Genomic DNA, 21,506 nt, shown 5'->3' on the forward strand with positions numbered 1-21,506 from the left:
GGCTTTTATTCGGGAGCAGGTGGGGAAAATGAAAATAATTTGCATAGGAGACAGTTTGACCTTTGGGAATGTTGGTTACTCATACATTCATTTCCTGAATAAAAATTCAGGCCGTCAATACAGCAATAAAGGCAGAAACGGGGATACGGTAAGAGGAGCGTATAACAGGTTGAAAAGCCTGATGGGCAAGTCCAAAGATGATTCGGAAATGTATATTCTCGGCATTGGCACGAATGATGTGCTTTTGCCATACCTGAGGTCCGTTTCCTTGTTCTGGTTTTTACAGATGAGCTTGCGCTGCAGGCTGATGAGATGCATTGAAGATGATGCGGTATTCTGCCGGGAATACCGTAAGATTTTGACGCTTTTGTATAAAAAGAATAAACGGGTGATCCTCTTTGGGATGCCCTTTATCAATTTAAAGAACTTTCCGCATGAGCGCCTGATAAAAAGAAATAAATGCATAGAAGCATTGGCTGAAAAATATCACTGCCCGTTTGTTGATGTGTACAGACTTCAAAAGGAAAAGATCCGCGCCGACCGCCGCATATATACGTGGAAATACAGATTCATAGTAAGAGTTGCCGATGCGGCGATCATGACTTTATTGCCATTTACGAAAGATTATTTTGCCAAAATCAGAGGGTTAACGACCAGCGTGGACGGCGTGCATTTCAATTCCGAATCAGCGAGCGTTTTAGCCGCGGAAATAGAAAAGCATATCCTTGCGAATAGCGGGGGGAGCATGAAGAAAATAAAAAAAGGGTATTTTACGAGCGGCTGGAGAGATAAGGCTGTGACAGATGGGAGAAACTCAGATGATGCTTAAAACGGAAAGATTGATTCTGCGTCCGTGGGAAGAGAGGGACGCGGAGCACTTGTAGAAGCACGGCGATTCCCGGAATATGGGACAAGGATATTGGGGACGTTCTCGCTGAAATTTTTAAATGATAGCAATATGGAGACGGTCGCACGGATGATTGAGGACGGCGGATTTCTGCGGATGTTCGCAGATTATTGATGAATGGTTAAGAAATAGCAGTCCTCATACAACAAGAGCAGTTACAGAGGCTTTAAGAATTTGGACAAGCAGTCAGTATTTTAAATTTAAGCTTCTATATTATATCGCCGCTTTTTCGGGGCATCGATTTTGTTGCCGCCTCTGCCGGGAACGGTCTCTTTTGCGTGCGTATCTTTTGCCCTGCAGTTGAAAGGATGATATAATCATGTTAACGATAATGTCGAATGTCACCACAGGAAGCCCGAAGCGGGCAGTGAAGGAGGTGCGGGATGAAGCAGCGTTATCTGGTAACGGGAGCCGGCGGACACCTGGGCACGATGGTGGTGCGGCGGCTGGCGGACCGGGGCATGGCCGTTCGGGCGCTGGTGCTCCCCGGCGAGCGGGTCCCGGCGGGGGCCGAGCGGATCGTCGGCGATGTGCGCAGCCGCGAATCTCTGGCGTCCTTTTTTGCGCGGACGGACGGCGAAGCCCTGGTGCTCGTCCATTGTGCGGGCATTGTGACGATCGCGTCCAGGCCGGATCCGGCGCTTTGGGCCGTGAATGTGACGGGCACCGCCAATATGTTGGCGCTGGCCCGGACCCATGCCGTGTCTCGGATGATTTATGTGAGTTCGGTGCACGCGATTCCGGAGACGCCGGGGGTGATCGCGGAGAGGCGGGACGTCCTGCCGGAACAGGTGACGGGGCCCTATGCAAAGGCCAAGGCCGCGGCCACCCGCCTGGCTTTTGAGGCCGCAGACGCGGGGTTTGCGGTCAGTGTGGTGTATCCCTCGGGAATCATCGGCCCGGGGGACAGCCGCGGCAGGAATCATTTGGTGCGCACGGTGGCGGCGATGGCCGCGGGCCGGATGCCCGTGAGCGTGGTGGGCGGCTACGATTTTGTGGACGTCCGGGATGTGGCGGCGGGAATTTTGGCCTGCGCGCAGCAAGGAGCGCCCGGCGAAGGCTATATATTGAGCGGGCACGCCGTGTCGCTGGCCGGCCTTCAGGCGAGGGTCTGCGCGCTTTACGGCAGGCGGCCGCCGCGGTGGGTGATGCCGGCACCGGTGGCAAGAATCGGCGCCGGCCTTTTGGAGCGGCTGTCCGGGCGGCGGGCGGTGTGCACGCCCTATGCCATCGATGTGCTGCAAACCAACGGCCGCTTTTCGCATCAAAAGGCCACGGCGGCCTTTGGCTACGCCCCGCGGCCACTGATGGCGACGCTGCGGGATACGCTGGCGGACAAAGGTTTGCTTTAAGTATTTGTGATAGGCTGGGGCCATTCAAGTGATTGAGAGAAAGGCAGGATTATCAAATGGCAGATTTGAAACAGGTTGAACAATTTTTAAACGATGCGGGCGTGTATTTTCTGGCGACCCTCGACGGGGATCAGCCCCGGGTGCGGCCCTTTGGCACCGCTCATCTTTTCGAGGGCAGGCTCTATATTCAAACGGGCAAGGTGAAGGCCGTTTCCCGCCAGCTGCACGCCAACCCGAAGGCGGAGCTTTGCGCATTTAAGGACGGCAGGTGGCTGCGGGTGGCCGCGACCCTCGTGCCGGACGAGCGGCGGGCGGCCAAGGCGGCGATGCTCGACGCCTATCCGGATCTCAAGGCGATGTATTCGGCCGACGACGACAACACCGAGGTCTTTTACCTGAAGGCGGCCAAGGCGACCTTCTGCTCCTTTACCGCCGCGCCGGAAACCGTCACCTTTTAGGGCGGCGCTTCGGCGTCGGCTCCGCAGTTTTGAAATGCGGCCGGCGCCAATCAAACGCCAATCAAAATTGAAAAGAGGCGAATCCAATGAAAAAGAACGATCGTTTCGAACGGGTTTATCAGCAGGGCAAGCTGACCACGGCAGAAATCTGGGTGGATCTTGAAACAGGGGTGAACTATCTGTATATCGGCGAGGGTTATGGCGGCGGCCTGACGCCGTTGCTCGACGCGGCCGGCAAGCCGGTGGTAACCCCGGTCCGGGCGTGAGCCATGCATCGGCAGAAGGGAGGCGCGCCTATGTGGCTGTTGTTTGCGGTGCTGTCGGCGGTGTTTGCCGCGCTGACATCCATTTTGGCTAAAATCGGCATCGAAGGGGTCGATGCCAATCTGGCCACGGCCATCCGGACGGTGGTGGTGGTCGTGCTGGCCTGGGGCATGGTGTTTTTAACGAACGCCCAGGGCGGCATCGGCGCCGTCAGCCGGAAGAGCTGGCTGTTTTTAATCCTGTCGGGCCTGGCAACCGGCGCGTCCTGGCTGTGTTATTACCGGGCGATTCAAATGGGATCGGTCTCCAAGGTGGTGCCCATCGACAAGCTGAGCGTGGTCATCACGCTGGCGCTCGCTTTTGTGTTCCTGCACGAGCAGGTGACGGTCAAATCGGTGGCGGGCTGTGTGCTCATCGGCGCCGGGACGCTGCTCATGGTGCTTTAGCGGTGCCCCGGATGGGCGAAAGGGCGTTATTTTTGAAGGAACGCTTGTGGAACGGGCTGCTCACGCTCGGCTATCTGGCCGGTTTCGGTCTTGTGGCCTGGCGAACGGCCGGGGTGATGGCGCTGGCTTTCGCGGCGCTGCTCGCCGGTTTGCGGGATGCCCGCCGTTTTGAAAACGAGGCCGCTGTGTTGGTGCACCTTTTGATGGCGGCGGCCATTGCTGCCTTTATCGACCGAACGGCCGGCTTCATTCTGTTTGCCCTGGGCGCGGCCGTCGCCGGCGTGATTTTGCGGCGGCTTTCCCGGGCGTGCCGGTCATCGTAATCGGCCGTCAAAAAAAGTCAGTCTGCGGACTGACTTTTTTGATTGGGGCGTTTCGCGTCCCAGAGGAACGCCGCGAGGTCGCGGTCGACGGCGAGATTTTCGTGCAGGCGGCTGTGCTGGCCGTCTTTGCCGGTGATTTTCACCTCGCGGTAGGCCCGCGCGTCGGGACCGGCCAGGTAGCGCATCGAGCAGGAGGACGCATTGGAGACGACGCCGTCGGAATGGGTGCCGTCGTCCAGATCGCCGTAAATATTGAGGACGGCGGTTCGGGTTTTGGGATAGATGGCCCGCAGGGCCAGAAGCTCGCGGTAGTAGGCGGTCATTTTTTTCGGTTGGCCATCGGCCAGCAGCCGCATTTGATTGACGGCGTCGTCGGCGCCGAGCACGCCGTTAAAATGGGCGCCCAAAGCGGCTTGCCGGTCGAGCCTCGGCAGGGCGGGATCGCGACCGTATTGCAGCAGATAATAGGCGATGGACATGTTGCCCACCGAGTGCCCCACGGCGTTAAACCGCTCGATGTGATAGGCCTGCTGCAGCGCGACGACGACGTTTCTCATCCACTGGCCCAGAATGTAATAATTATTCTGCCGGGAATTGAGATAATTGACTTTCACGATGGGATTGCGGGGATGCTTTGGCAGCCGGCCGCGCAGATGCACCTTGCCCGAAGGCATGACGTCCGCGCGGATAACGGCATTGGTGATACCCTGGCGCTCCATATAGCGAACCATTTGATTTTCGGTGAAGCTGCCGCTGCCCCAGCCGTGGAAAAAGAGGGTGGGCGCGCTTGAAACAGTATAAGATTGAGCAGGTTCTTTTCTTCGGGAAGCCGCTTCAGACAGCTCCAGACGGCGGGAGCCCAGGGCGTAGCCGGCGACGATCAGAAGGAGGATCAGCACGAAAAAAATTTTTCTTTTGGTCATGAATGGGATCCTTTCGTGGAATGCTGTTAACAGCATAGCCTTTTCGGCCGCAGAGTGCAATGAAAATTGACAATCGGCTCCCGGGCATCGGGCAGAGAGGCGCCGGGCTTTTCAGGAATTAAGCTGGGATTAAGCGTTCGCGGTCACAATGTAAACGTCAAGCTGCCGGTCGCGGGGCAAATGCCGAGGGGCATGTTGTTACTGTTTGCCGTGCTGTCGCGGCAGCCGTTTTGGCGCTCTTCGGAGCGTCTTTTTTATGGCGGGCAGCGGCCGGCAGGGGGCAGCGGCTTAAAACTTTAAAAATTTTTAAGGAATGCTTGCTATGCTAAATATATAAGCTGCTTCGCGGCATAAGGAGGCTGCCATGATGGATAAACGGCGTGTGCACCGCCGCAAGATGATCGCACCCATCGTGATCACGGCGATTTTTGTGGCGTATTTTATTTTATATTTCGCATTGCTGGTGACCTGGGTGCCGGGCTTCTGGCCAAAGGTTTTGCTGGGGGTGTTTCCCCTGGGGCTGGTCATTGCCCTGATCGGCGTCTGCGTGTCGCGGATCCGCGAGATTCAAGGAGGAGAAGAAGATGATCTTAGTCACTACTGATTACATCACGGGAAAAGATTTGGCCATGCTCGGCATGGTGAAGGGAAGCACGATCCAATCGAAGAACATCGGCCGGGATATTTCCCAGAGCCTTAAAACCATCGTCGGCGGAGAACTCAAGGCCTACACCAAGATGATGGACGAAGCCCGGGCGCTGGCGACCAAACGCATGGTGGCCGAGGCGGAAGCTTTGGGGGCGGATGCCGTCGTGAACGTGCGTTATGCCTCGTCGGCGGTGATGCAGGGCGCGGCGGAAGTCATTGCCTACGGCACGGCGGTCCGCTTTGCCGGATAAGTGCGGACGGCACACGAACACCCTTCGGGGTGTTTTTTTGATGGCATTTTGACCGGAACGATAAAAAAATCCCGCACGATAATCCATATAGTGGTAAAATATAGAGTCATAAGCCTATAAATATCCATAAAAAGAAAGGAGGGCGAGCCAATGGCTGCCGATCGAGCGGGCGGGACACCGTCATTTACGCGCTATGCCCGGACGCATTTTGAACTGCTGGTCGCCCGGGCGATGGCGTCGGTCGCGCCGGGCCCCTTTGCCATCGAAAAGGCGAAGGCCTGCGCCGCCGGTGCGCGGATGCTGGTGGATCTGCGGGTGAGGGCGCGGGCGGGGTGCTATATTGTGAGTTTCTGCGGAGATATCCGCCGCCATTTCGCCGATGCGGGCCAGATCGCGGTGCGCCCGGGCGAAACCCTGCCCTGGCGCCTGGGGCATCTTTCGGACGAGCTGTTGCCCCGGCTTTCTCCGGCGGATATCGAGGCGGAGGGCCGGGCCCTTTCGGCCAGACTTTGCCGGGGAATGCGCCGGCTGCCTGTACGTCCGGCAGGGATGCTCGCAGGCGAGGCGCTTCACTGCATCCAGGCGCTTCTGCCGGGGGACGGCCGGGTGCTGGGCATGATCGCCCTCCTGCCCTGCGCGTTGGGAGGCCGAACGCTGCCGGCGGGCACGCTGGTGGTGGATCCCCGGGCGTCGGCGGCGAGCCGACGGGTGACGGTGCTGCACGAATGGGTGCACTGGCATTATCATCAGGCGGCGGCCTGTCTCGCCCGGGATCAGGGATGTGGGGCCGCATCGCGCTTTCGCCGGCGGGCGGCACCGATGGACGCGGCGGAGTTCCAGGCGGAGGGCATTGCTCTGGCCGCGCTGATGCCTCGGGATGACCTGGCGGCACAGATAAATGCGCGCTCCCGGGCCCTTTATGCCAGGCGAAAAGCCCGGGCGCCGGGTGTGCCGCTGGGGCGCCGCCAGATGATCGGCTGCCTGCTGCCGGAGCTGGCCGCCCATTACGGGGCGGATCCCCGGGATGTGCTGCCCCGGCTGATGGCCTGGCGGGAGATGAACGACGGGGAGCTGGCCGAGGCCTCCTGGGTCTCGGCGGATTATATCCACCAGTTGTGCAACGAGAAAAAAATGCGCCGGCGCGGGCGCATACGGGTGGGTTCAGAGGTGGCGGTGAAGCTGGCCATCGGGCTGCGCCTGCCGAGGCGGCTGGTGACGCCGTTTTTATCGGCCTGCGGGGTGCGCCTGATGGCGGACGATCCGCTGGAGGGCTGGTATCACGATTTTCTCTTTGAGTTTTCCGGGCTTTCCGTGGCCGACTGCAACGCGATTTTAAAAGCGGCGGGGCTTAAGCCCTTCCGGGAAAGCGCGTGAAGGGCTGGGTCGTCTGCCCGTTTTTTCGCCGCCGTCCGCGCGGCGGAGGAGGGCGCGCGCCCTTTGTTCTCGCAAAAGACCGTTAGAAGACCGCTGAGGCGCGCTCCCAAGCGCGCAAGGCTAAGACGCCGCTCAATTGACTGAAGGCGGATTATCATCAAATAGGCAGGACGCGTTTTCATGACGCCCCGTCCGGGCTGCAGGTTTCGCCCAATCAAAAAGACAACCGAGAAAGGCATCTCGGTTGTCTTTTTTTACTTGGCCTCGGGTCGGGTTGGCTTTAGGTGCGCCGGCCCGGCAGGGGAGGCGTGCCGGTCAAGCGGGCCGGGTCCATGGCCAGATAGTCAAACAGAGGCGTTCGAACCAGTTTTAAAAAATCGTCTTTAAAAACCTCGGGCGGCGCGGGGTTTTCCCTGCTGATCCAGATTTTGATGATGGACATGATCGAATTGACGAGAAGCTTCAGCAAATCCTCATCGGAAAGATTAAAGGCCTCGCTCCTCGTGGCAACCCGCGGCAGTGCCCATTCCAAACAGACATCCACCATAAAACTTTCCCATGTCGGATCGATGGACGTGATATAAAAACAGCGGACTAACTTTCGCTTTTTATAAAAAACGGGAATGATGGTGTTGGCGACGAGGACGAAAGGATTCATGGTCTGCTGTGCCGAATGATATTCCTTATAGGCCTGATGGAGGTCGGCGTCAATCAGCTGCCGCAAATAGAGAACAATTTCACGGGGATTTTTGAAATGCTTTTGGTAGATGGCCTGCCGGGAAACGTGGGCCCGTTTTGCGATTTCACGCATTGTAAAATTTGTTTTTTTAGGATGCTCCATGGCTAAATTTAAAAATGCATTGAGGATGTTTTCACGTGTGTTTTTCGGCACATTGTTCAACTCCTCCCTGCAATTAAACGATTTATTAAAATATAATGCAGATAGAGCCATCGAACAAGTTAAAAAACTTTACACACTGTCAAGTTATTTGGGTTGTTCAACAAGCCCTAAGATGATTTAATAGAAATTAAATATTTTAGAAACAATAAAGAATAATAGGTGATAAGAAAAAAAGTAAAAGAAGAAAAATTGATGAAGGTATTTTTAATGTAGATCAAGCAGCGGATTTAAAGAAAATTGTAGTGATCGTAGTGTGTATTGAAGAAAGGAGCAGAATGTGAAATATCTAAAGCGCACAAGTATTCTATTGTTCGTTATTATGGCTTTTGGGTTATTGGCAGGAGGGGCGGCAACGGTTTTTGCAGAGGCTAAACCCGTTAATGTTAAAATTACGAAATTTGAGATTCAGAATTCTGATCATACGACAGCCACAAAGCTTTTTCATACGGATCGCTTTTTATTAAAGATGAATTGGGACGCGACGCATCTTGGCGCCAATATCCATGAAGGTGACTATTTTGATGTTACGTTGCCGGACAACATGCGATTCCCGTCAGATACCACCGCAAGAGATTTTGACCTTAAAGATACCGACGGCACGGTGGTTGCAAAGGCGCATGTCACGCCGGGGCCGAACGACGAGGGCGGCAAAATTCATGTGACATTCACCAATGCGATGGAAAACAAATACAATGTTAAAGGGACCATGTATTTGGCTGCCAAATTCGCAAAGGGCAAAATCAAATATGATGAGAAAAACACATTCAGTATCACAGTTAATTCAGATGTATCAGGACAATCCCATACACTTAATGGCGGCGTTATCATTCAGGGGCCGACAGTAGCAAAAGACGAATATATCAGTAAATGGGGAGGTTCTGTCGAGGGCAAGCCGAATCAGGCAAGGTGGCATGTACGCCTCAACCACCTCAAGGCGAATATGCATAATGTCGTTATAACAGATACGATGGGAGCTTCCGGAGAATCCCTTATTCCGGGAAGCTTTAAGCTCCAAAAAGTTACATTTGACAAATATGGCAATATCCTTTCTGTAGATCAGAATGTTGAAGTTGGCGACAAACTGAAATTTGGCGCGGGCAACAAGTCCTTTGAACTCAAACTGGGCGATATAGGGACCCAGCAGTATCACCTTGAGTATGATACGACCTATACACCGGGAACAAAGCTCAAAAATAGTGCAAGGCTTACTTCTACCGAAAAGAACGCTGTGGCTGTGACTACTTATCAGTCGGCTGACTCCGGCGGGACGGGCAGCGGCGATCTTGCCAGCAAGATCAAGCTGAAAAAGGTTGATGCGGATAATAGTAGTATTCTGCTTGCAAATGCCGTATTTACTGTAACGGCTCCGGACGGTTCTACCTTTGATTTGACAACGGGGGCCGACGGAACGGTGACTTCCGGCGTTCTGAAACAGGGCAGTTACAAAGTAAAAGAAAAGACGCCCCCTGTTGGATATAAATTGAATGGCCAGGAATTTACCTTGAAGGTCACGCCAACCGGCGGCGCGCTGCAAACCATCACCGATAAGAAAAAAAACATAGAGATCAGCGGTGAAAAAACCTGGAACGACGCCGGCGATCAGGATGGCATCCGGCCGAAGAGCGTCACCGTGAATCTGCTGGCCGACGGCAAAGAAGTGGATCAGAAAACCGTGACGGCGGCCGATAACTGGCAGTATCGTTTTGCGAATCTGCCGGAATATAACGCCGGAAAGAAAATCGTTTATACTGTGACCGAAAATTCGGTGAGCGAATACAACACAAAAATAAGCGGCTATGACATTACCAACAGCTACACGCCGAGCAAGACCAGCGTGACCGTCACGAAAAGATGGGACGACGCTGGCAATCAGGACGGCATCCGGCCGAACAGCGTTAAAGTTCAGCTCTATGCCGACGGCCAGAAATCCGGCGATGAAGTCGAGCTGAACAGCGGCAACAACTGGACGACCACCTGGGGCAGCCTGCCGGAAAAGGCGGCGGGCAAAACCATCGAATACACGGTGAAGGAAGTCGGCACCGTCAATGGCTATACCACCGCCACGGGCAAGGACAGCAGTAATGGCAGCATCATTATCTGCAATAAACACATGCCGGAGAAAACAACGATTTCCGGAAAGAAAACCTGGGACGATGCGGGCAATCAGGACGGCAAGCGGCCGAGCAGCATCACCGTGAACCTGCTGGCCAACGGCACCAAGAAGGCTGAGAAAAAAGTAACCGCAGATAACGGTTGGAAATATGACTTTAAGGATCTGCCCAAATATCAAGACGGGAAGAAAATAGTCTACACCGTGACCGAAAATTCGGTGAGCGAATACAATACCAAAATATGCGGCTGTAACATTACCAACAGCTACACGCCGAAGAAAACCAGCGTGACCGTCACGAAAAACTGGAACGACGCCAATAATCAGGACGGCAAACGGCCGAACAGCGTTAAAGTTCAGCTCTATGCCAACGGTCAGAAATCCGGCGACGAAGTCGAACTGAACAGCGGCAATAAATGGACGACCACCTGGAACAACCTGCCGGAAAAGGCGGCGGGCAAAACCATTCAGTACACGGTGAAGGAAGTGGGGACCGTCAGCGGCTACACCACGGCGATTGACGATCAAAACATCGGGGATATCCGGATTACCAACAGCCACACACCGTCGGTGACGTCGGTATCCGGGACCAAAACCTGGAACGACGCCGGCGATCAGGATGGCAAGCGGCCGAGCAGCATCACCGTGAATCTGCTGGCCGACGGCAAAAAAGTGATGTCGAAAAAAGTGACGGCCGCCGATAACTGGCAGTATCGTTTTGCGAATCTGCCGGAATATAACGCCGGAAAGAAAATCGTTTATACCGTGACGGAAGATGCGGTGAAGGATTACAGCACCAGCATTGCCGGCAATGACATCGTGAACAGCTACACGCCGAAAAAGACCAGCGTGACTGTGACCAAGCACTGGAATGACAGCAACAACAAGGACAAGATCAGACCGACGAGCATTCGGGTTCAGCTTTATGCGGACGGCGAAAAGGTCGGCGACGCCGTCAAATTGAACGCGGATAATCAATGGACCAAGACCTGGGCAAATTTGGCGCAGAAAAAGAACGGGAAGCCCATCCGATACACCGTTAGGGAAACGGGGGTTCGCGCGGGCTATTCGGTCAGCGTCAACGATCAGGATCATGGGAATATTGTCATCACCAATTCGCACACACCAAAAGCCATCGTGCCTGAAACGGGGGATCATAGCCGAACGGCCCTTTACCTGAGTGGCGTCATCGCATCCGCCGTTGCCCTGCTTGCTTTGGGCATTAAACGTCGTGTGATTCAGTAAACGGGCTCTGTAAAATGACGGATGTGTAATCAAACAAAAGGGGTAGGCCGAGCGATGGCTTACCCCTTTATTTGTGAAAGGGGTGGAACAGGTGGCGAAGCGAAAAAAAATAGCGGCCGGCGATCGCTTTGGGCAGTTGACCGTCATGGCGCCCCTTCGGGATGAGAGGGGCCGCCGCAAATGGCGGTGCCGCTGCGACTGCGGCCGGATCACGGAAGTTTATCAGTCCAATCTGACGTCCGGACGGACGAAGAGCTGCGGCTGCCTCGGCGAAAGGCTTCGCCGTCAGCACGTGGATCTGACGGGCAGACGCTTCGGAAAGGTGGTCGCGCTGGCGCCGACGGACAAACGGCTGAACGGCTCGGTGGTGTGGCACTGCGTCTGCGACTGCGGGACCCATTTCGAGACCTCCGAACGAAATCTGGTGCGGGGGTTCACGACGCACTGCGGCTGCAGCCGGAAGAAAAGAAAGAAAGTATGGAAGAAGGATTTAACAGGGCGTCGGTTTGGCGAGCTGACCGTTTTAGAGCCGACCAGCCGGCGCACCAAAACCGGATCCATCTATTGGCGCTGCCGCTGCAGCTGCGGAAAGACGTGCGAGGTGTCGGAGAATGCCCTGGTTCACGGGCGCACGATCAGCTGCGGACACGTCCGGCAGCAGATTCGCGAAAGCGTGCACGACCAGCTGCATTTTATAGACAATACCTGCGTTGAGGCGCTGATCCGCAAAATCAGAAGCGACAATACCACCGGCCACACGGGGGTTTATCGCAAGAAAAACGGCAGGTACTGCGCAAAAATTACATTCCAGGGAAAGACCCATTACCTCGGCACCTACGATAACCTTGAAGAGGCCGTCGCCGCGCGAAAACGCGGAGAGGAAAGCTACCATCAGCCCTTTTTGGAAGCGTATTACCATCAGAATGCGCCGAAGAGCTCCGAGTGAAATTTGAAAGGAGAAGCGGCGGCCGGGTTCGCACGCGCCCAAGCGCGACCGATAGGAACAATTGAAACCAGAGTGCTGTAAAATTGAAAGACAACGGCTTAAGAATCGGGCGGCGACAGCCGCTGCCAATGGTTTGAACGGAAAGGGGCGGAGAATTTTTCACGATTTAAAGAGTAAATATTTGTACATTGCTAAATTAAAGAAATCTTTATGATATACTAAAAAAAATTACTAAAAAATCTCAAGCAAAGATCGGACTGAAAAATGCAGGAATAACGGCACCAGTGTCTCACGAATGGAGAGCGTAAAAGTGAAAAAATCAGAATTTGTCAGCGCAATGGCAAAAAACGCGGGCTTATCTAAAAAAGATACCAGAAAGGAATTGGATGCTCTGATTAAGATCATCATGGAAACGGTCAAAGAAGGCGAAAAAGTTTTATTGATGAACTTTGGCACCTTCGATTGTTATTATCGGCAGGGAAGACCCGGAAGCAACCCCAGGACCGGCGAGCCGATTGACGTCGCCGCCTGTTATTCCCCGCGGTTTAGGGCCGGCAGGGCTTTTAAAAGAGCGTTGAAAGAATAAAGGAAGAATAAAAGCGGCGTAGGAAAATGTGCGGCTGTCGTTTGGACGGCGCGTTGTTTGGCAGAAGGGATGAATTATGAATCGATCGGAAACCGAAAAGCGGATGATCATCATCGGACTTGCTTTTCTGATATTTTTGAGTTTTGGATTACTGAAAGCAACGGTCAGAGCTGCTGACGCGCCGGAAAAGACAGATGTCACCATCACGGATCTTAAATTTTTAGATCAGGATCAATCGGCGGTATCGCGGGGATGCGATTCAAGGCCTTATTATTTGGAAATCGGCTGGGATGCCAGCCGGTACGGCACCACGTTAAAAGCCGGAGACGCGTTTACCATCGCGCTGCCGGATCAGATCCGGATTCAGGACAGCGCGGCTGCGACGCATTTCAAGCTCTACGCTGCCGACGGCACGACGGTTGTGGCCGATGCGGCCGTGACGCCGGGGAAGGACGGCGGCGGGACCGTCAAGATCACTTTTACAAATTATGTTGAAAGTCATTATCAAGTGAAGGGCACAATCCGTCTGCTGGGGAGTTTTATCGCCGATAAAATTCAATGCGATAAAAATAATGTCTTCAAGGCGGCGATTGGCCAATCCTCGAAGGAAACGACGCTTTGCATGATTAAAACGGAAGCCGATGTGAAAGAAACGCTTTCCCAGTCGGCCGCCTGCGCAAAGGACGATACGGCGCAGTGGACGGTTCGGCTTAATTGTGCCAAGCGGGAAAATAAGAACGTGACGCTGGGCGGCACGCTGAACAAGGATCAGAACCGCGGGGTTCATTACATGGACCGTTCCTTTGTGCTGCAAAAAGTGGCCGATTCGGAAGAGGAGAAGACTGCGCAGGGAACAGAGTCCGTCAACATTTCCGATAAAGTTAAACTGAGCGGGGACAAAACCAGCTTCACCTGCGATTTGGGAGAGCTGGATGCGTCGCGCTATCAGCTGACCTATCAAACGGGCGGCCAGGCGGACCGGCCGGTGAAAAGCACCGTCAAACTGGCGGGGGAAGATGTCGACACCCAGGTCAATAACGTTTATCAGCCGGCCTCCGGCAGGGGAACGGGCGAAAAAGATGCGCAGATCACCCTGGAAAAAGTCGATGCCGAAAATAATAACAAATTGGAAGGGACCGTCTTCCAATTGACACGGCAGGGCGATCCGCAGGTGACAACGATCACGACACAGGCCAATGGGGAAGCCGTTGCCGGCCAATTGACGGCCGGGGAGTACGTTGCTCGGGAAATTGCCCCGCCAAAGGGCTACGCCGCCAACCGTCAGACGACGGTGTTTCGCGTTGCGTCCGGGCAGCGGGTCCGGAAGGATTACACCGGGGAGCGCATCAGAACGAGCCTTCGCGTCATGAATACCTTTGTCGGGCCCCGCTCGACCCGGGCCAATGTTCGGCTGCTGGCGGACGGCCGGCCCTATGCCTCGGCGACGCTCACAAGAAGAAATGGCTGGCAGCATCAATTTCGCCGGCTGCCCAAATATGACACCGGAGACGGCCACCAGATCAGATACCGGCCGATCGGGAACGTTCCGGGCTATGCCTCGCAGACATCCGGGAGTCACGAAAGGGGCTACACGATCAAAAACATCAACACGGCGAAAAAGGACGTGTCGGCGACGACGAAGTGGCACGGCAGCAGGACCGGCGACTTTGCGACGATCCACCTGATTGCGGACGGCGGCGAACAGCGGGAGACGAAAACCGTCACGGCGAAGGAGCATTGGCGGACGGCGTTTACGGGTCTGCCGAAATATGACGGCAACGACGGCCATAAAATTAAATACACCGTGCGGGAAGAGCCCATTAAAAATTACAACGTCGCCGTTTCCGGCTCCGAGGATACGGGCTATGTCATTAATAACACCCTCACGGGGCAGCTGACCATTCCCGTAGCGGAAGTTTGCCAGGGCGGCAGCAGAAAGAAAATAAAGGTGCATCTTTTAGCAGACGGCAAAAAGAAGCGCAGAAAAACGCTTTGCAAAAAGAACCGCTGGCAGACAACATTTAAGAAATTGCCCCAGTATGCCAAGAAAGACGGCCATCGCATCAACTATACCATCGCGGCGAGCAAGGCTCGGGGACACCGGCCGATCATAACCTATAATCCCGTCTATGGCTATTCGGTCACCATGGTCAGCAGGGAAAAAATAACCATTCCCGTGAGGAAGAAATGGGTCGGGCCGGCCACCAAAAACGCGACGGTGAGATTGCTGGCCGACAATAAAATCATCGCGGCAAAAACATTGACGGCCAGAACGAATTGGCGCACAGAATTTCGCGGGCTGCCGAAATACAGCGTCATTGACGGTCACAGGATTATCTATACCATTTCAGAAATACCTTTAAAAAATTATACGAACAATATCTCCGGAACCATGTCAAAGGGCTACACGATTACGAACACGATGAAGGGAAAAGCCTCCATTTCGGTGACAAAGATCGATGAGAAAATTGAGCGGCGTTCCATAAAGATATATTTGATGGCCAATGGGAAGGTGGTCGCGATGCGCCGGCTGACCCGGGCCAATCGCTGGCAGACGGTTTTTACCGGATTAAGGGCCCGTCAGGGAAAATCCAGGATGCGTTATACGATCAAGGCAGGCGCGGGCGCCCGCTACCGCATAACGGGCAATGCACGAAACGGTTATTGCCTGACACGTTAGACTTTTTCAGAGAAATCACGGCGAGGTCATCGGGTGGCCGTGCTGTATTTCTAAATAAATCCTCTTTATAATTGCTCGCTTTATGCGAAAGCAGCCTCCTTCTCGGCGATTTTTCGGGGAGGAGGTTTCCGGGCGGGTAAGCAATCAAAAAGAAAGGGAAAAAAGAAGATGATGGGTATAAAAAAAATTCAAAAGTATGCGGTGCTGATAGCGTTGACCCTGGGCATGGGGATCGCCCTGTTGGCGGGATGCGGCCTGAAGCCGCCGACCTTTGGCACGGAGGCCAAGGGCTATGACAAATTTGAACAATTGGAAGAATCGTCCATCGGGCTTAAAAGCGGCGGCAAAATCCAGGCCTTTGTTCCCAAGGGGGGCAGCAAATATGCTTCCGACACTTATTTGACGGGATCGGCTAACGGCGTTGCGCTCAATCTTCGCAGTGTCGACGCTTCTCTGGTAAACAGTGCGGGCGGTTTTAAAACGTATTTAAAAAAATACGGTTCGCTGTCAACCCCCAATTTAAACGCGGCCGTCGATACCGTTGGCAAAAAGGTAAGCAAATCGAAAGACGGCAATACCGTTTATCGCAAGGGTTTTCAGGTGTTATCAAGATATGACAATACCTATTACAGCCAATGCCAGACGGAATTTGTGACCAAAATTGTCAACAAGAAGGGCGAAACGACCAATTATGTCGTTGGCACCATCAAGGTCAATTCATATGATTCAAACGACAAAACGGATAAAACGGTGGACGAATTGTCTGCCTACTACAATATAAAAGTCTACTGGGATGCGAAAAAAGCCAAAAGCCGGGCGAAACATTATACGAACAATCCGCCGACGACCAAGCGCATTCTGGCAGGGAGCTTCACGGTTCCGATTCCGACAGGCTGGCGTCTTGACAGCGGCAGATCGACGGGCGCGGTAAGTTTTTATGGTCCCAACGGAACGTCGACGGCGTCTCAGCATTTATTGATCGCAAGAAGTTATATTAATTCGCAGACGCAAAACTATTCCGACGCGGATTTTGAAAATTATTTTAGGAATGCACTGCAAAGCCGTTTTAAAGGCATGACGGTCGAGATGAAGGCGACGAAAAGTCCGGTATCGCCGGGGAAGGCCTATCAATTCGTGATGTCCCGCGGCAATGCCAGGATCAACGGTTATTTCTTTTTCAGCAAATATAATATGTTGATGATCTATAATGTGTCAAACGGCAATATGAGCAATGATCAGCAGAATGTGCTGAATACGGCGTTTAACGGCATCGTCGATTACGACAGCCTCAGGAAATAAGACGGCGGCAAAATCACTGCAATTTGAGGACTTGCATTGTTGATCGTCTCCGTTGTGCTCCAGGCGAAAAGCTATGTCATCGGGCGGCCGGGCAAGAATCAATGCGCCCGGACCGCAGACATCCGAACCGAGATGCCGTTTATCGAACGCATCGCCAAAGAAGGATCGCCGATCGGCCGCAGGCATAAAAGCGCAGCTTCCTGGACAGGACAAAATCAATCTGTCCGGGAAGTTTTTAATAAGATCAATTCAGAATCAGGCTGAAGGCCGGATAGCGATGAAAAACAGGAATGTCGCTTTAAGACACAGGACGAACAAAGCAGCGCCAGACGGATCAGCGTGTCTGAGCGGCGGATGTGAATGATGGATGAACCCGAATGGAAAAATACAGACACACTTATTATTAGAAGCAGGGGAAAAGAAACGATTTTGGCATGGAGGCGTTGACATAAGGAGCATAAAATGATTAAGAGGCTACGCGCGAAGGGCGATTATGCGCTTTGGGTTTATTCGGCTCAGACAGCATTGCAGGCCATGGGCTATGTCGATATTAAAATTAATGAATACAATGATATCTTTGCGGAGAGCATAGGCGGCGATCGTGTGCGGATGGCGCTCAGTGAAGAGCCGAATGGCCGGGTCGCGTTTATGTTTGACGCGGATGATGCGGAGTTTGCCCAGAAGTTTAAAACGAAGGGGAACCGCAGTTACCAGGAAAATCAGACAAAATTAAAAAAAGCGCAGGATCAGAAAACGTCAGCGCCGAAGCATGAGCGTCCTTCGCACATTTTTGAAAGAAGTGCGGAAAACAGCCGAAGAAAATCGGTCTCGCCGGCGTCGAGGCGGTCCACATCGCCGCAGCCGTCCCGAGGGCTGCCCAAGAGATCGCTGGCCCGCGCGCCTGAGCAGACCGATGCAGATCTGTTCGCAAAGGCGGATAAGCAGCCCAGAAGGCCGCCGGTCCGCGCGCCCGAACAGGCCGATGCAGCTCTGTTCACAAAAGCGGATAAGCAGCCCAAAAGACCGCCGGCCCGCGCGCCTGAACAGACCGATGCAGATCGGTTCGCAAAGGCGGATAAGCAGTCCAGAAGGCCGCCGGTCCGCGCGCCCGAACAGGCCGATGCAGCTCTGTTCACAAAAGCGGATAAACAGCCCAGAAGACCGCCGGCCCGCGCGCCTGAACAGACCGATGCCGATCATCTGTTTGCGAAGGCGGATAGACGGTCCAGAAGAGCGTCGGCCCGCGCGGCTGAACAGACCGATGCAGATCGGTTCACAAAAGCGGATAAGCAGTCCAAAAGACCGTCGGCCCGCGCGCCTGAACAGGCCGATGCAGATCTGTTCACGAAGGCGGATAGACGGTCCAGAAGACCGTCGGCCCGCGCGGCTGAACAGTCACAGCCGGCCGCCCGGGCTGACGAATCAGCGTCAGCAGCGTCAGAGCCGCACGAGGCAAAGGAGCATTACAGCGATCCGTTTGGAAGTGAAAGGCTGTCGACGTTGCAATTGGATAAATTGAACGAACTTTATGAAGAGTTTGAAAAAGATGAAGTTGAAGATGATGACAAAGACGGGATGGAAATATTTGAAGCCTTTGATCCCTTTGCCTTCATCGATAATCCGAGGTTTTATTTCTACGTGGGAAAAATGGCCAGAAAAATAGTCGTCGGAGTTATCATCTTTATCTTCGGCTATTTTCTGGGGAATCTGTAGCAATGGGGCGGCTTTTATTTTTAAATGCGTTACAGCCTTATCGGAAGGGCTGGTGAAATAACGGGGAATTATTTCACCAGCCTTTTTTTGATGGGGAATAAGCCGGCGGCGCGGGGCCCCTGCGGGCCGTGTCCGGCCGCCGGCAGCCAAAAGACAACCCGCGGGTTGTCTTTTTTGGCCTTTAGGCCGGGTTAAATTTGGATTTGGGCACGCCGCACACCGGGCAGCACCAGTCGTCCGGCAGATCGGCGAAGGGGGTGCCGGCGGGGATGCCGCCGTCCGGATCGCCCTTCGCCGGATCGTACACATAGCCGCAGACGCTGCACACATAGCTCGGGCCGAAGTCTGCGGCGGGGGTGTCGCTCTCGGGCCGGGCATCTCCCGCCGCGGCCCGGGCAAAGCCCTCGCCATAGGTCCGGCAGGCCTCGGTGGCGGCGGCATCGGGCACCCAGAGGATTTTGATGCCGTCGTCAACGATCTCGAAGCCCGCGGCGGCCAGCTGCTCGGTGATCTGGGCCGGGGCGTCGCCGCTCCAGCCGTAGCTGCCGAAGGCTGCGGCTTTTTTGTTTTTGAACTTCAGGCCGCGGGCCATCTCGAGGATGCCGCCGATGGCATGGGTCAGGCCGTAGTTGACGGTGGGCGAGCCGACGAGGATGGCCTTCGAGTGAAAAATTTCCGTGAGGATGTCGTTTTTGTCGTCCCGGGCCGCGTTCATGAGCTTCACGGTGACGGCCGGATCCGCGCGCCGGATCCCCTCGGCGATGGCCTCGGCCATTTTGCGGGTGGACTGCCACATGGTGTCGTACACCAGGGTGATTTGATTTTCCTGGTAGGCATCGGCCCATTTCAGGTATTGGTTTACGATCCAGCCGGGGTCGTTTTTCCAGATGACGCCGTGGCTCGGGCAGATCATGTCCAGCGGCAGGTGCATCGCGAGGATCTCGTTGATCTTGCGGGTGACCATCGGGCTGTAGAGGTTTAGGATGTTGGCGTAATACTTTTCGGCCTCGTAGCGCAGCGCCGAGGGATCCACCGTGTCGTCATAAAGGGATTCGGTGGCGAAGTGCTGGCCGAAGCCGTCGTTGGAGAAGAGGATGTTCTCGCCGGACAGATAGCTGAACATGGTATCCGGCCAGTGGAGCATCGGCGCCTCGACAAAAGTCAGGGTTGTCTCGCCGAGATTCAGGGTGTCGCCGGTCTTCACGGGGATAAAATGCCAGTCTTCGTGGTAGTGCCCGCGCAAAATCGCCTCGCCCTTTTTGGTGCAGACGATCGGCGTGTCGGGGATCCGGCGCATCAGCTCCGGCAGGGCGCCGCTGTGATCGCTTTCGTTGTGGTTCATCACGATGTAGTCGATGCGGTTCAGGTCGACGGTTTCCGCAAGCCTTTTGACGAATTCCCGGTCGTAGGGCCCCCACACCGTGTCGATGAGGACGGTCTTTTCGTCCTGAATCAGGTAGGCGTTGTAGCTCGAGCCGCGGTCGGTGGAAAATTCGTCGCCGTGAAAGCGCTTGAGTTCCCAGTCGACCTTGCCGACCCAGGTTACCTTGTCCGTGATTTTTTTGCCCATGGTATTGCCTCCTTCAAGGTGTTTGATGAATCGGTGCGGTTAATCCCGCATCAAAAGCAGCGCCATTTTAAAGCGGCCCGTCGCGCGCACGCTGTGCAGGCCGCCTTTGGCGAAACGGAAGTTTTCGCCGGCGGCGATGGGGTGGGTTTCACCTTCGTAGCCGATTTCGGCCTTGCCCTCGAGGGCAAAGACCAGGGCCTCGCCCGGCGCCGCGTGCTCGGCGAGGGCGCTGCCGTCGTCGAAAGCCATGACGACGAATTTCAGGTGATCGCTGTTCACCACATCCCTATTGACAATTTTGCCGTCCTGATAGGGGACGAGATCGGCCAGGGCGAAAACGTCGCCGGCTTTAATCGCTTGATGCATGGTGTTCTCCTTTGGTAAATCCATTTCTAAATAAATACTGTCCTGATGCCCTTCGGCCGCGATGCCGATATCGGTGTGCGCGGGTTTGACGGCGAAGGTGCCGGGAGCGAGGGTGATCCCCCCGCCCGGCGCGGCGAGCCGGGAGCGGCCCGCCAGCTGCAGCTGCAGCACGTCGCCCGGGTAGCGCTCGGCGCTGATATCGGTGCCCGCCGCCAGGGAAAAGCAGATGACGCCGGGGAGAATTTCCCCGGAGACGGTGCATCCCGGCACCGCGGGATTGTCTTGGGCGAGTGAAAAAACCTTGCCTGCCTGCATGGTGGCCTCCTTTTGAAAAAATGGGCGCGTCAGGCGTCGGGCTTTCGGCTCACATTGGCAATGTAGCCCAGCTGCGCCTTGTGCGCATTGAAATACGTGAACATTTTCCGGAACATCGGCCGGTTTTCTTTTTTGCGGGCGTTGCGGATGATCTTCAAAGTTCGGCCCAGCCCCTCGTCGTGAATCATGCCCGACGGGCGCATCAGCGTCATCGGGCCGACCTTTTGCCGGACGTCAAAGCCGTTTCGGGTGAAAAGATCCCGCCAGCCGGCCTGATCAAAGGGTTCGACGTGCACGTTGATCGCTCGGGAAAGCCCCGCCCGCAGCGCCAGCTGCTCGTCGGCGTCGTCGGTAAAGAGCACGACGTCGTGGGTGAGGAGCAGCCCGCCGGGGCGCAGCACCCGAAAATATTCCGCGAGCGCCGCTTCCTTTCCGCCGCCCACGAGCATGGTGAGCATCGCCTCGTTGACGACGATGTCGAAGCTCGCGTCGGCAAAGGGCAGCGCGGTGGCGTCGCCTTCCACCAGGGTGAGTCTGTCCTCAAGGTGGCGTTTGGCGATATTGCGGCGGGCGTGGGCCAGCGCGTCGGGATCGCGGTCGACGCCGGTGATGGCGCAGCCGAAGCGCTCAGAAAGCGCAATCATCGTGCGCCCCATGTTGCATGCCACCTCGAGGATGCGCGTGTCCGGCTTAAGTCCGGCCTGCGCGATCAGCCAGGCCGTGGCGTCGATGCCGCCGGGGCGAAGGGTGGTTTTTCCCATTCTTGCCAAAAATACATGTCCTGCTTCTGCCATTGTGTGACCTCCTGTCACGGCTCCCCAGGATCTTT

Annotated in this window: 22 protein-coding genes and 1 pseudogene; 17 read left to right on the forward strand and 6 right to left on the reverse strand. The window is 55.1% G+C overall.

Annotated features, from left to right (window positions below; translation table 11 throughout):
* Positions 1-28 precede the first annotated feature (28 nt).
* The 6 genes from HMPREF0721_RS10740 (at position 29) to HMPREF0721_RS10765 (ending at position 3,750) form a co-directional block, all read left to right on the forward strand.
* Positions 29-829, forward strand: coding sequence for an SGNH/GDSL hydrolase family protein (locus tag HMPREF0721_RS10740; protein WP_006599818.1), 801 nt, complete (start codon positions 29-31; stop codon positions 827-829).
* Between the two features lie 461 nt (positions 830-1,290).
* The gene (locus HMPREF0721_RS10745; RefSeq protein ID WP_006599819.1) at positions 1,291-2,259 is read left to right on the forward strand and encodes an NAD-dependent epimerase/dehydratase family protein; all 969 of its coding nucleotides are present in this window, start codon (positions 1,291-1,293) and stop codon (positions 2,257-2,259) included.
* 56 nt (positions 2,260-2,315) lie between these two features.
* Positions 2,316-2,717, forward strand: a complete 402-nt coding sequence (locus HMPREF0721_RS10750) for a pyridoxamine 5'-phosphate oxidase family protein (RefSeq protein ID WP_006599820.1) — start codon at positions 2,316-2,318, stop codon at positions 2,715-2,717.
* A gap of 86 nt (positions 2,718-2,803) precedes the next feature.
* Positions 2,804-2,983, forward strand: a complete 180-nt coding sequence (locus HMPREF0721_RS10755) for a DUF6440 family protein (protein WP_006599821.1) — start codon at positions 2,804-2,806, stop codon at positions 2,981-2,983.
* A gap of 30 nt (positions 2,984-3,013) precedes the next feature.
* Positions 3,014-3,427, forward strand: coding sequence for an EamA family transporter (locus tag HMPREF0721_RS10760; protein WP_040640082.1), 414 nt, complete (start codon positions 3,014-3,016; stop codon positions 3,425-3,427).
* 32 nt (positions 3,428-3,459) lie between these two features.
* Positions 3,460-3,750, forward strand: a complete 291-nt coding sequence (locus HMPREF0721_RS10765) for a hypothetical protein (protein WP_156788747.1) — start codon at positions 3,460-3,462, stop codon at positions 3,748-3,750.
* 17 nt (positions 3,751-3,767) lie between these two features.
* Here HMPREF0721_RS10765 and HMPREF0721_RS10770 read toward each other — a convergent pair whose 3' ends face one another.
* Positions 3,768-4,673: an alpha/beta hydrolase gene (locus HMPREF0721_RS10770; RefSeq protein WP_006599824.1), complete on the reverse strand. Its 906-nt coding sequence runs from the start codon at positions 4,671-4,673 to the stop codon at positions 3,768-3,770.
* A 364-nt stretch (positions 4,674-5,037) separates the two neighbouring features.
* Here HMPREF0721_RS10770 and HMPREF0721_RS10780 point away from each other — a divergent pair, with 364 nt between their 5' ends.
* The 3 genes from HMPREF0721_RS10780 (at position 5,038) to HMPREF0721_RS10790 (ending at position 6,946) form a co-directional block, all read left to right on the forward strand.
* Positions 5,038-5,277, forward strand: coding sequence for a hypothetical protein (locus tag HMPREF0721_RS10780; RefSeq protein ID WP_006599825.1), 240 nt, complete (start codon positions 5,038-5,040; stop codon positions 5,275-5,277).
* Complete coding sequence (locus HMPREF0721_RS10785) at positions 5,258-5,572, forward strand: YbjQ family protein (protein ID WP_006599826.1); 315 nt, start codon at positions 5,258-5,260, stop codon at positions 5,570-5,572. Before HMPREF0721_RS10780 ends, HMPREF0721_RS10785 begins: the two co-directional genes overlap by 20 nt.
* Before the next feature lie 150 nt (positions 5,573-5,722).
* Positions 5,723-6,946 (forward strand): ImmA/IrrE family metallo-endopeptidase, encoded by a 1,224-nt coding sequence (locus HMPREF0721_RS10790; protein ID WP_006599827.1) that lies wholly within the window; start codon positions 5,723-5,725, stop codon positions 6,944-6,946.
* Positions 6,947-7,226: 280 nt separating this feature from the next.
* Here HMPREF0721_RS10790 and HMPREF0721_RS10795 read toward each other — a convergent pair whose 3' ends face one another.
* The gene (locus HMPREF0721_RS10795) at positions 7,227-7,757 is read right to left on the reverse strand and encodes a helix-turn-helix domain-containing protein (protein ID WP_169310238.1); all 531 of its coding nucleotides are present in this window, start codon (positions 7,755-7,757) and stop codon (positions 7,227-7,229) included.
* Positions 7,758-7,785: 28 nt separating this feature from the next.
* Between HMPREF0721_RS10795 and HMPREF0721_RS12165 the strand changes: the two genes are divergently transcribed.
* From HMPREF0721_RS12165 to HMPREF0721_RS10830, 8 genes are all read left to right on the forward strand, one after another.
* Positions 7,786-7,968 carry a hypothetical protein gene (locus tag HMPREF0721_RS12165; RefSeq protein WP_169310239.1) on the forward strand — a complete coding sequence of 61 codons (183 nt, stop codon included), beginning with the start codon at positions 7,786-7,788 and terminating at the stop codon, positions 7,966-7,968.
* A 345-nt stretch (positions 7,969-8,313) separates the two neighbouring features.
* Positions 8,314-11,202 (forward strand): Cna B-type domain-containing protein, encoded by a 2,889-nt coding sequence (locus tag HMPREF0721_RS10800; RefSeq protein ID WP_169310240.1) that lies wholly within the window; start codon positions 8,314-8,316, stop codon positions 11,200-11,202.
* A gap of 91 nt (positions 11,203-11,293) precedes the next feature.
* On the forward strand, positions 11,294-12,148 hold the full coding sequence (locus tag HMPREF0721_RS10805; RefSeq protein WP_156788748.1) for an AP2 domain-containing protein: 855 nt from the start codon (positions 11,294-11,296) through the stop codon (positions 12,146-12,148).
* A gap of 310 nt (positions 12,149-12,458) precedes the next feature.
* A complete protein-coding gene (locus HMPREF0721_RS10810) occupies positions 12,459-12,734 on the forward strand; it encodes an HU family DNA-binding protein (RefSeq protein WP_040640085.1) in 276 nt (91 codons plus the stop codon).
* 76 nt (positions 12,735-12,810) lie between these two features.
* The gene (locus HMPREF0721_RS10815) at positions 12,811-15,414 is read left to right on the forward strand and encodes a Cna B-type domain-containing protein (protein ID WP_006599833.1); all 2,604 of its coding nucleotides are present in this window, start codon (positions 12,811-12,813) and stop codon (positions 15,412-15,414) included.
* A gap of 168 nt (positions 15,415-15,582) precedes the next feature.
* Positions 15,583-16,713: a hypothetical protein gene (locus HMPREF0721_RS10820; RefSeq protein WP_006599834.1), complete on the forward strand. Its 1,131-nt coding sequence runs from the start codon at positions 15,583-15,585 to the stop codon at positions 16,711-16,713.
* 36 nt (positions 16,714-16,749) lie between these two features.
* Positions 16,750-16,977 (forward strand): hypothetical protein, encoded by a 228-nt coding sequence (locus tag HMPREF0721_RS10825; protein WP_040640086.1) that lies wholly within the window; start codon positions 16,750-16,752, stop codon positions 16,975-16,977.
* A 198-nt stretch (positions 16,978-17,175) separates the two neighbouring features.
* Positions 17,176-18,426, forward strand: a complete 1,251-nt coding sequence (locus tag HMPREF0721_RS10830; protein WP_006599836.1) for a hypothetical protein — start codon at positions 17,176-17,178, stop codon at positions 18,424-18,426.
* Positions 18,427-18,607: 181 nt separating this feature from the next.
* Here the strand turns inward: HMPREF0721_RS10830 and HMPREF0721_RS12885 are convergent, their stop codons facing one another.
* The 4 genes and pseudogenes from HMPREF0721_RS12885 to HMPREF0721_RS10845 form a co-directional block, all read right to left on the reverse strand.
* Positions 18,608-18,754 carry a rubredoxin gene (locus tag HMPREF0721_RS12885; protein ID WP_242821897.1) on the reverse strand — a complete coding sequence of 49 codons (147 nt, stop codon included), beginning with the start codon at positions 18,752-18,754 and terminating at the stop codon, positions 18,608-18,610.
* A 60-nt stretch (positions 18,755-18,814) separates the two neighbouring features.
* A pseudogene (locus HMPREF0721_RS10835) lies at positions 18,815-19,996 on the reverse strand (anaerobic nitric oxide reductase flavorubredoxin); the annotation flags it as partial.
* A 39-nt stretch (positions 19,997-20,035) separates the two neighbouring features.
* Complete coding sequence (locus HMPREF0721_RS10840) at positions 20,036-20,677, reverse strand: cupin domain-containing protein (RefSeq protein WP_006599839.1); 642 nt, start codon at positions 20,675-20,677, stop codon at positions 20,036-20,038.
* 29 nt (positions 20,678-20,706) lie between these two features.
* Complete coding sequence (locus HMPREF0721_RS10845; RefSeq protein WP_006599840.1) at positions 20,707-21,471, reverse strand: SAM-dependent methyltransferase; 765 nt, start codon at positions 21,469-21,471, stop codon at positions 20,707-20,709.
* Between the last annotated feature and the right edge of the window lie 35 nt (positions 21,472-21,506).

It is taken from the genome of Pseudoramibacter alactolyticus ATCC 23263 (assembly GCF_000185505.1).
Classification (GTDB): Bacteria; Bacillota; Clostridia; order Eubacteriales; family Eubacteriaceae; genus Pseudoramibacter; species Pseudoramibacter alactolyticus.

Bases quoted from the DNA above. Each gene is read 5' to 3' on its own strand.
- HMPREF0721_RS10740 (WP_006599818.1), top strand. From the start codon at position 29: ATGAAAATAATTTGCATAGGAGACAGTTTGACCTTTGGGAATGTTGGT.
- HMPREF0721_RS10745 (WP_006599819.1), top strand. From the start codon at position 1,291: ATGAAGCAGCGTTATCTGGTAACGGGAGCCGGCGGACACCTGGGCACG.
- HMPREF0721_RS10750 (WP_006599820.1), top strand. From the start codon at position 2,316: ATGGCAGATTTGAAACAGGTTGAACAATTTTTAAACGATGCGGGCGTG.
- HMPREF0721_RS10755 (WP_006599821.1), top strand. From the start codon at position 2,804: ATGAAAAAGAACGATCGTTTCGAACGGGTTTATCAGCAGGGCAAGCTG.
- HMPREF0721_RS10760 (WP_040640082.1), top strand. From the start codon at position 3,014: ATGTGGCTGTTGTTTGCGGTGCTGTCGGCGGTGTTTGCCGCGCTGACA.
- HMPREF0721_RS10770 (WP_006599824.1), bottom strand. From the start codon at position 4,673: ATGACCAAAAGAAAAATTTTTTTCGTGCTGATCCTCCTTCTGATCGTC.
- HMPREF0721_RS10780 (WP_006599825.1), top strand. From the start codon at position 5,038: ATGATGGATAAACGGCGTGTGCACCGCCGCAAGATGATCGCACCCATC.
- HMPREF0721_RS10785 (WP_006599826.1), top strand. From the start codon at position 5,258: ATGATCTTAGTCACTACTGATTACATCACGGGAAAAGATTTGGCCATG.
- HMPREF0721_RS10790 (WP_006599827.1), top strand. From the start codon at position 5,723: ATGGCTGCCGATCGAGCGGGCGGGACACCGTCATTTACGCGCTATGCC.
- HMPREF0721_RS10795 (WP_169310238.1), bottom strand. From the start codon at position 7,757: ATGCGTGAAATCGCAAAACGGGCCCACGTTTCCCGGCAGGCCATCTAC.
- HMPREF0721_RS12165 (WP_169310239.1), top strand. From the start codon at position 7,786: ATGGCTAAATTTAAAAATGCATTGAGGATGTTTTCACGTGTGTTTTTC.
- HMPREF0721_RS10800 (WP_169310240.1), top strand. From the start codon at position 8,314: ATGAATTGGGACGCGACGCATCTTGGCGCCAATATCCATGAAGGTGAC.
- HMPREF0721_RS10815 (WP_006599833.1), top strand. From the start codon at position 12,811: ATGAATCGATCGGAAACCGAAAAGCGGATGATCATCATCGGACTTGCT.
- HMPREF0721_RS10820 (WP_006599834.1), top strand. From the start codon at position 15,583: ATGATGGGTATAAAAAAAATTCAAAAGTATGCGGTGCTGATAGCGTTG.
- HMPREF0721_RS10830 (WP_006599836.1), top strand. From the start codon at position 17,176: ATGATTAAGAGGCTACGCGCGAAGGGCGATTATGCGCTTTGGGTTTAT.
- HMPREF0721_RS10840 (WP_006599839.1), bottom strand. From the start codon at position 20,677: ATGCAGGCAGGCAAGGTTTTTTCACTCGCCCAAGACAATCCCGCGGTG.
- HMPREF0721_RS10845 (WP_006599840.1), bottom strand. From the start codon at position 21,471: ATGGCAGAAGCAGGACATGTATTTTTGGCAAGAATGGGAAAAACCACC.